The organism is Candidatus Neomarinimicrobiota bacterium (genome assembly GCA_022567655.1).
Taxonomy (GTDB): domain Bacteria; phylum Fidelibacterota; class SORT01; order SORT01; family SORT01; genus JADFGO01.
On record JADFGO010000013.1, the window covers coordinates 18,498 to 34,059 of the forward strand.

At 43.0% G+C, this 15,562-nt stretch carries 19 protein-coding genes; all 19 read left to right on the forward strand.

The window, feature by feature from the left end; genetic code table 11:
• The first annotated feature begins 149 nt into the window (after positions 1-149).
• Positions 150-563 carry a flagellar basal body rod protein FlgB gene (gene flgB, locus IID12_02585; protein ID MCH8287978.1) on the forward strand — a complete coding sequence of 138 codons (414 nt, stop codon included), beginning with the start codon at positions 150-152 and terminating at the stop codon, positions 561-563.
• A gap of 2 nt (positions 564-565) precedes the next feature.
• Entirely contained in the window at positions 566-1,021 is a 456-nt protein-coding gene (flgC, locus tag IID12_02590) for a flagellar basal body rod protein FlgC (GenBank protein MCH8287979.1), read from the forward strand.
• Positions 1,022-1,036: 15 nt separating this feature from the next.
• A complete protein-coding gene (locus IID12_02595) occupies positions 1,037-1,363 on the forward strand; it encodes a hypothetical protein (GenBank protein MCH8287980.1) in 327 nt (108 codons plus the stop codon).
• 12 nt (positions 1,364-1,375) lie between these two features.
• Positions 1,376-1,669, forward strand: a complete 294-nt coding sequence (gene fliE / locus IID12_02600) for a flagellar hook-basal body complex protein FliE (GenBank protein MCH8287981.1) — start codon at positions 1,376-1,378, stop codon at positions 1,667-1,669.
• A gap of 18 nt (positions 1,670-1,687) precedes the next feature.
• Positions 1,688-3,253, forward strand: coding sequence for a flagellar M-ring protein FliF (gene fliF / locus IID12_02605; protein ID MCH8287982.1), 1,566 nt, complete (start codon positions 1,688-1,690; stop codon positions 3,251-3,253).
• A gap of 12 nt (positions 3,254-3,265) precedes the next feature.
• Positions 3,266-4,285 carry a flagellar motor switch protein FliG gene (fliG, locus tag IID12_02610; protein ID MCH8287983.1) on the forward strand — a complete coding sequence of 340 codons (1,020 nt, stop codon included), beginning with the start codon at positions 3,266-3,268 and terminating at the stop codon, positions 4,283-4,285.
• A complete protein-coding gene (locus IID12_02615) occupies positions 4,278-4,967 on the forward strand; it encodes a hypothetical protein (protein ID MCH8287984.1) in 690 nt (229 codons plus the stop codon). Before fliG ends, IID12_02615 begins: the two co-directional genes overlap by 8 nt.
• Positions 4,948-6,309 carry a FliI/YscN family ATPase gene (locus tag IID12_02620; GenBank protein MCH8287985.1) on the forward strand — a complete coding sequence of 454 codons (1,362 nt, stop codon included), beginning with the start codon at positions 4,948-4,950 and terminating at the stop codon, positions 6,307-6,309. The genes IID12_02615 and IID12_02620 overlap by 20 nt, the downstream gene beginning before the upstream one ends.
• Positions 6,284-6,760 carry a flagellar export protein FliJ gene (gene fliJ / locus IID12_02625; protein MCH8287986.1) on the forward strand — a complete coding sequence of 159 codons (477 nt, stop codon included), beginning with the start codon at positions 6,284-6,286 and terminating at the stop codon, positions 6,758-6,760. Before IID12_02620 ends, fliJ begins: the two co-directional genes overlap by 26 nt.
• Positions 6,753-7,508 carry a hypothetical protein gene (locus tag IID12_02630; GenBank protein ID MCH8287987.1) on the forward strand — a complete coding sequence of 252 codons (756 nt, stop codon included), beginning with the start codon at positions 6,753-6,755 and terminating at the stop codon, positions 7,506-7,508. The genes fliJ and IID12_02630 overlap by 8 nt, the downstream gene beginning before the upstream one ends.
• Before the next feature lies 1 nt (position 7,509).
• A complete protein-coding gene (locus IID12_02635; protein MCH8287988.1) occupies positions 7,510-9,504 on the forward strand; it encodes a flagellar hook-length control protein FliK in 1,995 nt (664 codons plus the stop codon).
• Between the two features lie 214 nt (positions 9,505-9,718).
• The gene (locus IID12_02640) at positions 9,719-10,411 is read left to right on the forward strand and encodes a flagellar hook assembly protein FlgD (GenBank protein MCH8287989.1); all 693 of its coding nucleotides are present in this window, start codon (positions 9,719-9,721) and stop codon (positions 10,409-10,411) included.
• Positions 10,412-10,813: a flagellar protein gene (locus IID12_02645; protein ID MCH8287990.1), complete on the forward strand. Its 402-nt coding sequence runs from the start codon at positions 10,412-10,414 to the stop codon at positions 10,811-10,813.
• Positions 10,814-10,925: 112 nt separating this feature from the next.
• Positions 10,926-12,995: a flagellar hook-basal body complex protein gene (locus IID12_02650; protein MCH8287991.1), complete on the forward strand. Its 2,070-nt coding sequence runs from the start codon at positions 10,926-10,928 to the stop codon at positions 12,993-12,995.
• Between the two features lie 73 nt (positions 12,996-13,068).
• The gene (locus IID12_02655) at positions 13,069-13,851 is read left to right on the forward strand and encodes a MotA/TolQ/ExbB proton channel family protein (protein MCH8287992.1); all 783 of its coding nucleotides are present in this window, start codon (positions 13,069-13,071) and stop codon (positions 13,849-13,851) included.
• Between the two features lie 5 nt (positions 13,852-13,856).
• Positions 13,857-14,651, forward strand: a complete 795-nt coding sequence (locus tag IID12_02660; GenBank protein ID MCH8287993.1) for an OmpA family protein — start codon at positions 13,857-13,859, stop codon at positions 14,649-14,651.
• A gap of 1 nt (position 14,652) precedes the next feature.
• Positions 14,653-15,057 (forward strand): hypothetical protein, encoded by a 405-nt coding sequence (locus IID12_02665; GenBank protein MCH8287994.1) that lies wholly within the window; start codon positions 14,653-14,655, stop codon positions 15,055-15,057.
• Positions 15,045-15,170 (forward strand): hypothetical protein, encoded by a 126-nt coding sequence (locus IID12_02670; protein MCH8287995.1) that lies wholly within the window; start codon positions 15,045-15,047, stop codon positions 15,168-15,170. The genes IID12_02665 and IID12_02670 overlap by 13 nt, the downstream gene beginning before the upstream one ends.
• 13 nt (positions 15,171-15,183) lie before the next feature.
• Positions 15,184-15,562 (forward strand): flagellar motor switch protein FliM (locus IID12_02675; protein MCH8287996.1); only part of this gene is annotated, 379 nt, incomplete at its 3' end.

A 15,562-nucleotide genomic window follows, 5' to 3' on the forward strand; every position in this document is an offset into this window, starting at 1 on the left:
CCTACTCGATGAATTAGATTCTGTTCAAAAAGAGAGATCCACAAATCTCTTAAACAATTAAATATCAACCAGATAGAAACTCTTGGTTATGCACAGATATTTGTGGCATACTAATTGTAATCATTGATTTCGATGGAATGGAGACTTGAATGATTAACGATATTATCGGTAATAAGACACTAATACCCATTCTAAAAAAAATCCTTGATTTAGGAGCTGTCAGGCACCGGGTTATCGCACAGAACATTGCGAACGTATCTACGAACGGCTACCGGAAAAAATCAGTAGATTTCGAGGAAAGTTTACAATCTCTATTACAGATGCATCGAGAGGGATCAATGACGGAAGCCGGAGATTTTGATGACATGGAAAACGCGGCTGTAGTTGATTTTAAGATAGTCGAGTCCAGCAAAAAACCCGATGCCGGCGCACCCAACAATGTAAATATAAATGAGGAAATGGCTGATTTGGCAAGAAACCATTTGTATTACAAGTTTGCGGTGAATATGATGAGAAGGCAGCTTGCCAGTCTCAAATCAAGTATAACAGGAAGGGTAAGGTAGTTATGCCGAGGTTAAGCGGAATATTCGGAGCTCTCGGTATCAGTGCAAGCGGTATGACCGCTCAAAGGGCAAGGATAGATGCAATATCCTCGAACGTCGCAAATATTCACACAACCAGGGTTGAAGGCGGGTCTTACTACAAGAGGCAAACTGTAATACTTAAGGAAAAAAAGAATGCCTCGGACTTTAGCAGTCTTCTCATTAGCGAATTAGGATCAAACTTCGGCAAAGAGTTTTCAGGCGTTGAAGTTCTGAGCATTCAAAGGATTAACGAATCCCCGAAACTGATATATGAGCCCGATCATCCGGACGCAGACGAAGAGGGAATGGTGAGTTATCCAAATATTAATATTATCGAAGAAATGGTAAACATGATTATGTCGTCGAGAGCATTTGAAGCGAATCTGACGGTATTTAATACAGCTAAAGAGATGATATCGCAATCCCTGGAAATTTAGGAGAACTGTTATACAATGAAAATTAATCCTATTGCAGCACAATATTTAAAACTAAGCTCGAACGCAATTTCGCTTTATAAGCCGGATCAAACTTCGGAGAGTCCGGAAAGCCCGGAAGAAAATCCTGCGAAAAAAAACAGTCCTCTTCACACTAAATCGGCCAGCAGTGATCCAACTTCAAGTAACAGCATTTTAAGGGAATTATTAAGCGCCGATGAGCAGAGTTCCATAAAAAAACTATTCGGCTCCGATGCGTTACTGAAAGTCAAAAGCTTGATTGATAATAATGAAGAAAAAATCAGTGATCTGCCAAGAGGCATGCTTGTAAACATCAAGATTTGATTTACGCATTCGATGAAATCAATAGATCAAATAAGACACGTAATACCGGGAATAAAGCTTCCTGCAAAGATAAGTCATGATCAAAAAACCGGCAGCGGAATTTCATTTAGCAGCTTTCTCGGAGAGGTGAATGCGGCACAAAAAGCCGCCGGAGAAAAAATAATCGGCGTTGTGAGCGGAGAAGTCGAAGATCTGCATGATGCCATGATAGCCGTAGAAAAGGCTGGGCTGAGCTTTCAGATATTGTTGGAGTTTAGAAATAAGCTTATGGAAACATATCAAGAAATAATGCGAATGCGTTTTTAATTTATAGGAGAATGAATTTTGGCTGAACAATTCGGAAACATATTTTCCGGTCTTTCGGGTGTCTTCTGGCAGATGACCGCTCGTCAAAAAGCGGAATTGCTGATGATAACGATCCTGACCATAACAGCCCTTGTGCTTGTGGCGTGGTGGGCTGGTCAAACGGAGTATGAGGTTCTATTCTATGAAATGGCAGCAAGCGATGTAGGCTCCATTGTAAACAAATTAAAAGAGAATGATATCAGCTATAAGATCGACCAGGGCGGAACCAGGATTCTTGTTCCTACCAAAATGGTTCAGGAATTAAGGATCGACTTTGCTCAACAAGGGTTCCCCGAGTCAGGTCTCGTAGGATACGAAATATTCGATCAGTCAAATTTAGGGATGTCAAATTTTGTCCAAAAAATAAATTACAGAAGAGCTCTTGAAGGTGAATTAGCCCGTACTCTGATTCATATGACCGAAATAAAAAATGCGAGAGTTCATATTGTTATACCCGAAGAAAAGTTGTTCAAAGAAGACAAACAATCCCCTTCGGCTGCGGTGATATTGACCTTAGCGCGTTCCAATAGCCTGTCGCAAAGTCAAATTAAAGGAGTAGCGCGACTTATCGCCAGCAGCGTTGAGGGGTTGCGGTCTGATCAAATAACGATAGTGGACTCACACGGCAACGTGCTTTCAAAAGGTGAAGAATCGGGTGAACTATTAGCGAGTACGGGAAATCAATTGGAAATCCAGATGGCTGTGGAGACAGAGCTGATGAAAAAATCACAAGCGATGTTAGAAAGCGTAGTAGGAGTCAATAATTCCATAGTCAGAGTGAATGTCGAGCTTGATTTCGAGAGCATCCAGAAGACAAGCGAATCGTACGATCCGGACGGGCAGGTGATCAGAAGCGAACAGTTCACGACTACGGCGTCAACCGCAACCGATACATCTCAATCGAGTAAAGAGACGAGTACGACAAAGTATGAAATAAATAGAACCGTCGAAACTGTGATGAATTCCGGAGGAGGAATAAAAAGGATGACTATTGCCGTACTCGTTAACGGCAAATATGTCGAATACGATGATCCCGATGGCGGAGAGAAACCAGTGATAAAGTATGAACCTCGCACCCCGAAAGAAATCACCAATCTGACGAATATAGTGAAGACCGCCGTAGGATTTGATGAGGAGAGAGGTGATAAAATCGAAGTTATCGGTATGCAATTTGAAAATTCAGGATTGCTCGCAAATCTTGAAACATCAGAGGACGATGGTTTCCAACTCGATTACATGAATCTCGCAAAAAACGCCGGCATGGTATTAGTCGCTTTGGCAGCTCTTTTCATACTGCGTTCGATGTCCAAAAAAGCGGGTCCAATAAGAATGACTTCATCCGGTCAGTCTAATTACGCTTCTTTGAGTGCAGCGAACGTTGGTACGATAGCTCTGCCCAATGAATCCGACCTACCGAAATTAGGGGAATCGGTGCTGCCCGAAGCTATGGAGCGGACGAAAATACATAATCAGATTGAGAGATATTCAAAAGAAAAATCTTCAGAAGCCACCAGTTTACTGAGAAGTTGGCTTATGGAGGATTGATAATTGCCCGGAATTTCTAATTCAGGTACATCGGCGCTCAACCTTTCGGGCTTGAGAAAGGCAGCTATACTCTTAGTTGCTATGGGTGAAGAAGCTTCTTCACACATATTTAAAAATCTGAGCGATTCTGAAATAGAATTGCTCACGAAAGAGATATCTATTCTAAACAACATTCAGGCTAACGTAATCTCCAACGTAACTGAAGAATTTTATAACATGGTCTTGGCACAGAATTACATCGCCGCCGGTGGGCCAAAATACGCAAAAAGAATTCTCGAAAAGGCACTTGATAAAGAAAAGGCGAAAGAAGTTCTTAAGAAGGTCCAGAGATCTTTAGAAGTCAAAGGATTTAATATCCTGAAGGACGTTGATTCAAACCAGTTGTTGGCATTTATTCAAAAAGAACACCCTCAAACGATAGCTCTCGTACTCACACAGATCGAAATAGAACAGGCATCAAGTATATTAGCTGACCTGCCGGCGGAACTGAGGAAAGACGTTGTGCATAGGTTTGCTACAATGGATACAGTACCGCAGGATATGGTCACGGAGATCGAAAAAATACTTGAATCCCGGATTGATTTTGGCCAGGGAGGTCATAAGCTGGGCGGGGTTAAGGCTACAGCCGAGATATTGAATATGGTTGGCAGGTCTGTCGAGAAAAATATCCTTGAAGGGTTAAGCAAATTCGATCCGGAGCTAGCCACAGAGATAAAGAATTTGATGTTCGTCTTCGAGGATATTCTGATATTAGACGATAGGTCGATACAAAGAGTGTTGAAAGAAATCGACAGCAAAGAACTCTCACTCGCCCTCAAAGCTGTCAGCGATGAGGTGAAGGAAAAAATTCTTTCCAACATGTCCGAGAGAGCTTCTCAAATGGTGATTGAGGAGATGGACTATCTCGGTCCGGTAAGACTCAGGGAAGTCGAAGAGGCACAACAGAGAATTGTCGAATCGATTCGGATGCTTGAGGATGAAGGAGAGATCGTGATACTAATGGCTTCAAAGGGTGAAGAATTAGTTGTATAGCACCATCATTAAGTCGACGGCTACGAAGGATAGCGTCCGGCGGCTGTCGAGACGAGCCAGATCCGACAAAGGGGAATTCACCGATCCAATAGAGGAGATGGATTCTGTTATAGCCGAGGGCGGCTACATGTGGAAGCTCTGGTCTGAAGTCAAAGAACAAATTCAACAGATGGTTGATTCAGCGAAGGATGGTGGATTTAAAGAGGGCAAAGATGCCGGATTCTCTGAGTTAAAGGATCAAATGAATGAATTTAATGAAATGGTGTTAACATTTAAGGCGGGTACACTGAGTTTCTTCGAGGAAACCGAGAAGTTTGTATTGCGCATGTCCATCAAGATCGCTGAGAAAATTCTTCAGAAGAAGTTTGTTGAAGAAGATGACTTCACACTTACTATAGTTCAAAATGCGCTGAAAACAGTGCGGGATAGTATAAATTTATTCATCAGGGTTAATCCGGACGATTACGAATTTATTAAAAGTATGGACTCGCAGTTATCCTCAGAGAGTTCGAATGTCAAAATTTCCGGCGATGAAGAAATTGAGAGAGGGGGGTGTAAAATAGAATCTGATTGGGGGCTGGTCGACGCCCGGATCGATACTCAGCTGGAAAAAATCTATTCTGAACTCGTTAAACCGAAAAACAAAGAACCGGCTTCTATCGATGACAGCGATACTGGATAAGTACTTAGATAATCTTGATACGATTCAGTCTCAAAATTTTAGCGGAATTGTAACCAACGTTGTAGGGTTAATCATTGAATCGAAAGGACCGAAAGCTTTTGTAGGTGAGATATGCAATATAGTTTCAGAAGACGGTATAAATAAAGGGAAAGTCGAGGTAATCGGGTTCAGAAATAAATTTTTGATTTTAATGTCGTTAGGTAGAATAAATGACATCAAACTCGGTGACCGTGTGGTGGGAGAATCTGAAAAGTTTGTTATACCTGTCGGCAGATCATTGTTAGGCAGAATTTTAAACGGAATGGGTGAGCCAATCGACGGCTTAGGCCCACTCCATGTGGAAGAGATGAGACCTGTTCATAATTCTCCGCCAAATCCCTTGGACAGAAAGCGAATCACGGAACAATTATATACCGGCGTAAGGAGTATAGACGTTTTTAATGCCTGCGGAAAAGGTCAGCGAACAGGGATATTTGCAGGAAGTGGCGTAGGTAAGAGCGTGATCCTGGGGATGATAGCAAGAAATACGAGTGCTGATGTGAACGTTATCGCATTGATAGGCGAGAGAGGACGGGAAGTAAAAGAGTTTATCGAAAATGATCTGGGGTCGGAGGGGCTGAAGCGTTCTGTTGTAGTTACTGTAACCTCGGACGAAGCCGCACTTTTAAAGATAAAAGCTATTTTAACGGCCAATACGATAGCGGAATACTTCAGGGACGAAAGACTCGACGTAATGTTATTAGTAGATTCACTCAGCAGAACAGCGACTGCGCAGCGTGAAATAGGATTGGCGGTAGGGGAACTCCCAACTACAAAAGGCTATACCCCGTCTGTTTTCTCCATGCTGCCTAAGATAGTTGAAAGAGCCGGCTGCAATTCTGAAGGAAGCATCACGGGCTTTTATACTGTATTAGTTGAAGGGGATGAGATGGACGATCCGGTGGCAGACGCTGTTCGATCATACCTTGACGGACATATAGTGTTATCAAGGAAATTGGCTCTTAAAAACAGATTTCCCGCCATCGACATATTACAAAGCATGAGCAGGCTGATGAAAGACATTTCATCCGATGACCATAAGTTATTAGCGGATGACGTCAGGAGTAACCTGGCATATTATGAAGAAGCGGAGGATTTAATTAATATTGGAGCTTATACAAAGGGCAACGATCCAAAGATAGACCGCGCAATGGATGTGATCGATAATCTCACAGCATTTATGATTCAAAAAATCGATGAAAAATCCGACCTGGAATCTGATTTGAAATCGTTGGCACAGATATTGCGACCTATTGAATTAAAAACGGAAAATATAAGTGAAGAAGTTCAGGTTCAGACTTGAAAAAGTGCTACAGGCGAAGATGATTCAAGAGAGAGTGAAATTGAAAGAAGTAACCAAAATAGAAAATGAAATTCAAAAGTTGAGAGACGCTCTCGAAGCTATCAGGAGTCGATATAGGGATACGATTCAATCGATCATAACTCAACGCCTCGGAAATTTATCAAGCATAGAATTGAAGCGCACTTTAGCTTACAAAGAACGATTGACATCAAATGAATCGGCTCAGCTGCTCGACATTCAAAGTGCTGATAAAAAAATGGAAGAGATCAAGAAAGAGTTAGCAACTGCTAATATGGAACGTAAAGCGATCGAGAATCTAAAAGAGAAAAAGAAGCACGCGTACAAAAAGAATTACCTTAAATCAGAACAGACTATAAACGACGATATTTCAGTGCGAAATAGAGGGTCAGTTTTTCCGGTTCAAACCGTTATAGAGGAAAATATTGCCTGAAGAGAAAATAAAAGTTTCCGAGAAAGAAGAGATAAAAAAGCCTGAGTCAAAAAAGGGTTTGCCCATAAAACTCATCTTGCTTGGATCAGCCGGGTACCTGGTAGTTCTTGGCTTAATGATCGCCGGAATGATATTAGTATTGAAACCCGATGCGCCGCCGTTAGAGGAGGTTGCCTCAATAGCGGAGAGCGCTCCTCCTGTAACTCAGCCGCCTGTAAAAGAGCCCGACGTTGCCGATCCCGCCACGACATTCCTTGACTTAGCGGAAAATGTCGACATAACCGATTTAGTGGATGAATTAAAGGAGATAGAATATAAAGGCAGACTGCGGCAGAGAATGGAAGTAGATTCCGTGGCAAGACTTCAAGCCGAAAACGAAACAAGAATAGCCAAAGCTAAACTTGAAAAATTGAAATTAGAGACGGCAAAACTAATCGCAGCCAGATATAAACCCGGCTTTAATGTAGGCAGCGCCGCAATTCAGGAAGCTGCAGGAATCTTTGAAACGTCATCGGATAAGATGGAAAAGTCAGGATCGAAGAAGGGTTATCAGCATCTTGCAAAGATATATGCCTCTATGAGACCGGCGGAAGCTGCAAAAATATTGGATAAGATGGAGACCAATCTCGTGGTGAACTTATTGGCGAACATGAAAAACAGAAACGCCGCAAAGATACTAAGCTCGTTCAAACCTCAAAAAGCAGCGAGAATAAGCAGAGAGATGAGCACTAAATTAGCTCAGATTTAAGATGAAACAGAGCGCTCAAATATTAAAAATATTGGATATCCTATCCACAAGCTCAAAAGGGTTGGGGGTGAAAAAGTCGTCCTTAAATAAAAAAGGGGAACAGGAATTTGAATCGCTGCTAACCGATACGGACGATAAACTCTATTCTGTAAATTCATCGGGTATCATCCTGGAGAATCCACCAAGTAAAGCAAAAAACATTCTGAACTTACCGTTTTCGAATACAAGTCCCGATAATTCTGAAATTATAATTGGAGAGGCAAAAATAAGCGCTCAGGAAAATCTGAAAGTTGGTGTTATAAAATCCACGCAAAAATCAGATATTATTTCGCCTCAGAACGGTACTCGATCAAAATTAAATTCTCTGAACTTTGCATCAAATCAGATGAAAAACACAGAACCGATCAAGGTTTCAAAAGGAAAGAGCAATTTAGTCAATAGCAAGCGCCTTATCCTGAATAAAGATTCCGCGAAAGAACTGATCGTTGGTTTACAAAAAGATGATAAGCAAAAAATTGTAAACGATTTAAAGATGAAGACAAAATTATCGGCCGGCGCATCAAAAGCAGTGAGCAACAAAGAGGGCTCTGTTGTGCCGATTGATTCGATGAAGCAAGTAATAGCGGCCACCGGGGGAATGAAAGCGGGCGAAAAGAACGAAGAGGTAGTTGATGTGAACCCGCTGATAAAGTCGGGAAAGAGCTCCGCAATAGATAGAGGGCATCGGACGGTTATTATGGACTCTTCTGAAAATACTTCTTCGCGCATTGAAAACGGGAAAGTTGAAACTTCGTTACAGGGGAATCACACCAAATCGATTTCCAAGATAAAATTATCTCCCGTAATTAACTTAGATAAAGGAGTGACCCCGAAAACAGGAAATCCCGGTGGTACTCCGGTAACCGATATCGGAGATGGTCCGCCCATCGAAGAAAATGAGAATCAGGCTCAGAGTAAATCATCTATATCGAATCATAAGTTAAAATCAGAGGGCGACGTCAAAGGGGCGAAAATTTCTGTCCCGGATGTTGTTCCCGTCTCAGAAAAAGCCGTTAAAACCGTTTCTTCGCCGGGAGTACAAATTGATGATGGGGATGAAGAAAGGGCGATGAGTATACTGAATAAGAAACTATATAACCCGCGTCATGCATTATCGAACTTCAGGGAAGATAATGCTTTGTTTATTCCGGGAGTGAGGAAGAGCGCTATAAGTTCTTTAGAATCCTTAAGTGCGATCTCAATCAACAAACAATTGAGTGACTTTCAGTCAACAGGAAAAAGATTAAACACTAAGTTCAGGACAAAAGGAAAGCCTTTAAGTAAATTAGGTTTAAAAAGAAAAGTTAGTCTTAAACAGAGTAGTCTAATAAACCAGAAGGTCCTCCGAAACAGCTATTTAGCTCGGAACGAATCGCCCGGTTCAGCTGATGGAAAATCTATATTGATTAACGTTGAAAATAATAGCGTTACATCTCTGCCGGTAGAATCAGAAGTGCGAGAATTTTCACTTCCCAAATTGAATACTACATTTACAAAAAACGGGGTTTCGGTTACTCATACGAATCTGCCCGAATCTGATCCGATGAAGTTTTCAATAAAAGCGTTAAATGAGGAATTGAATAAGATTCAGTTACGGTTGTCTCCAAAGGGGTTAGGAAACATTACTATCGATATACATCAAACTGGAAAATCCCTTTATACGAAAATTTATGTTGAGAGTGCAGAGGTGATGCGAATTCTTCAGGATTCGCTTCCGGAGTTAAAAGAAAATTTGTCACAACAGGGGTTGAATTTAGAAGAAGCGAATATTTCCGCAAGAAGAGACGAGGGGCATCATCAGCGTTCACTTATGAATGGGGAAAGATTCAAGGAGGATCGGCAGGATAAGAATTCCGGTTCAGCTCAACCCCCGGAGACGGAAGTTCCTCTTGAAGTACTCGGTCGAAACCAGGTTCGAGCGACAAGCCCGTACAGCACAGTCGAATACTTAGTATAATTCTCTAAGAAATAAGGAAAAAGTTCCCCTATTAGGTCGGAAAAATCTTCCACCACTTTATCAGAACTGTCCAGAAGTAATTTAGACACATATTATTAAACCTTTAAAAACCTTACGAATATTAGCTTTCCCGGAGATACCAATCATCAACGCAAGTGATTCGAGATTTGGCACGTAACTTGCCTTTATGTCTGTGAAATACAAGGAGAGGAGTATGGTCGAGACAATATCTACATTTAATGCGCTGCAAGGCGGAGCACAATTATCCAATAGTAGGGATAGAAATGCTATGGGAAGAGACGCATTTATGAAGCTTCTTTTAGTACAATTAAGAAATCAGGATCCTAATAATCCACTTAAATCGCATGAATTTGCCAGCCAATTAGCGCAGTTCACATCTGTAGAACAACTCTTCAACATAAATGAGAAACTTGACAGGAATCTCGAATTGGATTTCAATATGAGCCAGTCGTTAGGTAATTCGCTCGCCACCACAATAGTCGGTAAGGACGTAAGAGCGATTGGAAATGAGATAAGCTATGAGAATGGTGAAGCAAGCGATGTGTTCATTGATCTTAGCCAGAGCGCAGCAAATGTCGTCGTGAGCATTTATGATTCGAATAATACTCTCATGAGAAGGGTTGATATGGGGGCGATGACAGGCGGCGAGAGCATATTCAGATGGGATGGTAAAAATAATAATGGGGTCGAGATGGCAGATGGTATTTATACTTTTTCAATAGATGCCAATGGCAATAACGGCGTGCCGGTACCTGTGGCATTCTACATAGGAGGGCATATTACCGGTGTGAAATTCAGTCAAGATAACGCAACGACCTTTATCGTAGGCGCTTTAAACATAGGCGTAGCGGACGTAATTATGATTACAGAACCAAGAGGAAATTAGATGTCAGAAAGTGATCTGATAGCAAGAATCAGTGCTGCGAGTATATCCGGAAAAGCCGAATCAATCGCCCCGAAGCCTGTAACACCGGATGTAAAGCGAGGGAGATTAAAGGGTAAGGAGTCATTCAGGGATGTACTTAACGATCAGATGAGCGTAAGGTTTTCTTCTCACGCGCAGAAAAGACTTGAACAGCGTCAAATATCGCTTGAACCCGCAGAAATGATAAGACTTCAAAAAGCAGTGGACGCTGTTGATTCCAAAGGAGCGCGAGACGCATTGGTCTTACTGAATAATAAAGCATTCATAGTCAGTGTCGCCAACAGGACAGTTATTACAGCTCTCGACAGCGAAGAGAAATCGGGTAAAGTATTCACAAATATAGATTCAGCAATAGTTGCATGAAATTAGTAAACAATAACAAAAACCGCACGGAGCCGGACCTTTTTTTCGGAGGAGGCTCAGTTTTGAGGAATGATAGAATCAAAACACACAGCGGGTCAAGGAGGTCAAGAAAATGATAAGGAGCTTATTTGCCGGTGTATCGGGATTAAGAAATCACCAGGCTTTTATGGACGTAATCGCGAATAACATCGCTAACATAAACACGGTTGGATTCAAGGCATCAAGGATAACGTTCAAGGAATCTTTAGCCCTGCTCATAAGGGGTGCACAAGCCCCCACGAGTGATCTCGGCGGAAAAAACCCACTCCAGATCGGTTTGGGTATGACCGTGGCAAGTATCGACCAGGTGTTTTCGCAAGGTAATTTAGAGGCGACAGGACAGGAAACCGATCTTGCGATTCAGGGAGAAGGATTCTTTGTAGTCAGAGACGGCTCAAGGAGATTCTATACGAGGGCAGGGTACTTCAAATTGGACGCCCAGGGAAGATTAGTCAGTCCTTCCACCGGTTTCCTGCTTCAGGGAAAGAGAGCAAATGCCAAAGGCGTAATCTCTGAGGGCACATCGATCACAGATATCACTCTTCCGTTCGGACAAAAGACACCGGCTCAAGCTACTTCGATTGTAGGATTTGCCGGTAACCTTGATGCGGGAGGTATCTCTAAAGGGACGATCTTTACAAGCGAAGCGGTTTATGGTATAGAGACTGACGGCACAAGCGACGTGAACAACCTTTATGCAAACGGAGCAGCAGATTCTTCCATTACAGGAATGACGAACAACTCCACGCAGGTAACGGTCACAGATGGAACGACAACAAAGACCTATACCTATGTAGAGGGAACTGCCACGAGTACGGAGTTTCACACGCTTGCAAATCTCATCAGCAACATAAACACTGACTTCTCCGGCAGTTTAAGCGCTGCTATGGTTGCGGCTACTGGAGAGATCGAATTCACCAATGATTCTGGGAGCAGTCTTACGCTTGCGATAACAAGCACGAATCTGAATCTGGATAAAGCGCTTGCCGCCGCTGACGGTACTTTAGCAGCTTCGGCAACAAGCCAGACCGATGAGTTTTCACATGTTGGAACAGATACAGACCTATTAATCAATTTGAGGGACGATACAGGGACTTCGTTAGGATTGGTAGCGACAGATGTGATCAAGGCAAACGGGTCAATAGGCGGGACAGCGATTACCGAAGGGACGGTAACAGTCACATCGTCAATGACTTACAGCGAACTTGCGGAGGAGCTGGAGACAATTTTCAGAATCAAGAGCTCCGACGGCGTCACTATAGACTCCGACAATGGCAGTATAGCCATAAACGGAGACGGTGGTCTGGTAAATGAGCTTTCGGGCTTGAAGATCACAGCAGAAGACAGCGGTGGAACGCCAAGAGCCAACTTTAACGCAATATTCGATGATGGTGCCGGAAATTGGTTCGAGGCTCAATCCGCGACTGACTTTGCCCAGAGCGCATCAATCACGGTATTTGACTCCAAAGGTGAACCCCATGTTGTATCAATCAAGTTTATCAAGGACCCTGTAGAGGTAAACAAATGGAGATGGGAAGCTTCGATTGAGGGGCTTAGCGAGGACAGGTTAAGCGGAGATACCGGCGAAGTTACCTTTGACAGCGAGGGTAATCTGAAAACCTATACATATGACGACGGAGCGTCGTCATTCAGGTTCTTACCCGAAAGCGGAGCGAATGTAGTTGAGATCAAATTCGATTCGGGTACGTTTGGAGAGATTGACGGATTATCTCAATTCGACGGTTCACCGAATGCTATAGCTAACGAACAGAACGGTTACACGGTGGGTGAGTTAAGTCATATTACTGTGGACAGTACCGGAGTCATTTCGGGAGTCTATACCAACGGTGTAGCTCAGAAATTAGCGCAGGTGGTGCTTGCCACGTTTAACAACCCGACAGGTCTGGTGAGAGTCGGAGACAACCTTTACGATGTCTCCGGTAACTCCGGACAAGCCGTTGTAGGCGAAGCAGGCTCTACGATTCAATCCACGATAACTTCAGGAGCTCTCGAGCTCTCAAACGTGGATCTGGTGGAAGAATTTACGAAGATGATCATCGCTCAGCGTGGATTCCAGGCTAACGCCCGGGTGACTACGGTGAGTGACAGGATTCTCGAGGAAGTAGTAAGACTCAAACAGTAATCCTAGGGTGAACGCAGGGGCAGGTTAACACCTGCCCCTCATCCTGCTCTAGGAAGGAGCAGACTACAGGCATATGGATATTGCCACACTGATCGGAATATTTTCGGGTATAGCGCTCGTACTTTTAGCTGTAATCCGAGGCACATCGCCGGCCACTTTTTTTGATGTCAACTCATTGATCATTGTTATCGGTGGAACCGCAGCAGCAACGTTTACGAATTTTCCTCTTAAGGACGTATTCAGCCTATTCGGAGTCGTTCGAAAAGCGTTTTTTAATAAAGCGCCTGTCTTCCAGATAAAACTTGAAAGAATAGTTGAGCTTGCCAAGAGGGCACGCAGGGAAGGGATACTTGCTCTCGAATCGGAGATGGAATCGGAGGAGGAGGAATTTCTGGTAAAAGGTATTCAGCTGGCTGTGGACGGAACGGAGCCCGAAATGATAAAATCTGTTTTAGGCGCGGAGTTATCAAATATAGAAGAACGGCATTCACTCGGTGCAAGTATCTTCAAAGCGATGGGCGCATACGCTCCGGCACTCGGAATGATCGGAACTCTTATCGGTCTGATACAGATGTTAAGTTCCTTGGAAGACCCTACTCAGATAGGTACCGGTATGGCTGTGGCTCTCGTAACGACGTTTTACGGCGCTGTGTTGGCAAATCTCATGTTTCTGCCGATAGCGGGGAAGCTCGAGACTCTTTCTACCCAGGAGATGCTGCAGATGGAAATGATTCTGGAAGGTATTCTTTCTATCCAGCAAGGAGATAATCCGAGAATGATAGAAGAAAAATTGATCTCCTTTGTACCTCCAAAATTCAGAAAAATGGCTTTAGACTCAGTTGCCGAGAAAGAATAGATTTTATGGGAAACTGGACCAAGAAAGCAAAATCAGAATCGGGAGGGGCGCCTTTGTGGATAGTCACTTTTAGTGATTTGATGACGTTGTTGCTCACCTTTTTTGTGCTTCTGCTATCATTCTCGGCAATTCAGATGGACGATTTTCGCGCAGCAATGGGGTCATTAAAAGAGGCGCTTGGGGTATTCCAGGGCTCCCAATCAGTGATGTATGCTCCTCACGACATAACATCGACTATCCCCACAAAAGCTGAGATCCTTAAATCTACAGGTGAAGTCAGGGAATTTCTGAGAAAAAACAAACTCGAAAAAATGGTAGAGATGGAGTTGACGGGAGAAGGTATCCGGTTTAATCTGAATAGTACCTTGCTATTCGGTTCCGGAGAAGCAGTACTGTCGATAGAAGCGAGTGATCTCCTTGAGAGCATCGGTTACCTTATTAACCGCTTCGCTTCCCACGTCATTGTTGAGGGTCATACGGATGACCTTCCCCTCGCAAGGGGGAATTTTGAATCAAACTGGGATTTGTCCGCTGCAAGAGCGATCTCGGTTTTAAATTTTTTGTCGAGCTTGGACAAAGCAAAAAGTGGGTTGTTTCATGCTGCGGCATATTCACAATACAAACCGCGTGTCCCGAATGATTCAGCCTACAATCGATCAATTAATCGTCGGGTAGAGATAATGATAAAGCTTCACGATCCTCCGAAAAACTATACCGATAAAGAGATCGATATGCTCTTGAAATTCATCGAACCGGAGAATACGGAAAAAGGTTTTGCAGATACTTTGAGGAGTTATTAGGGTGGAAGCTGAAAGCGTCATAACGGATGTTCTGGAAAATGGTGAAGAAACCGCTCTGGATAATCTCAGAAAAAATCCCAAAAAGATGGCTATTATCGGAGTCGGCGTGCTTCTGAGTTTGGCTCTAAACGGATTATTGGCTTATTATCTTACCAAGTCCATTGTGTTACCTGTATTTTACGGTTCTTCTGCTGAAAGCGAAGCGTCAAAGGAAGTCATAGAATCTCCCTCCGGGCAAAAACCGGAAGCTCTTCCTGTGCAAGCAGATGGTAATTCTGAGACTGGGTCGGACGAGCGATTTAGCATCTTTAAGGTTGAGCATATAGTAATTAATCCTTACGGAACCAATGGCAGGAGATTTTTAGCTCTTAATTTGAGCATTGAAGTAATACAGTGGCAGAACTAACGAATATAATATCAAAACGAAAGATCAAAATGGATATCAAGAGATTGCTGAACAAAATGGTAGATAAAGGAGAAGTACGAGAGATTTACTTCACGAAGTACGTACTTCAATAAGGGGAGAGATTAGATGACCAAATTGTTGTCACAAGAAGAAATTGATACACTGCTTACCAGAGATAGTATCTCGGATGCGGGCGTTATGTCCACCGGGACTCAAAAGATAGTTAGTGTCTACGATTTTCGTCATCCCGATAGAGTGTCAAAAGATCAAATGCGCGCGCTTAGGACGATTCATGAACGATTCGGAAGAATGTTTGCGACTTATTTATCCAGTACTCTTCGAATGATGGTCGACATCAAGGTGAATTCAATAGATCAGGTAACGTATTCGGAGTACGCAATGTCACTGACAACCCCCGCGTGCATCTACGTTATAGAGTTTGAAAATTTGGGAGGCAGTGGATTGATTGAACTCTCTTCCGATCTATTTTTTATCTTGCTTGACC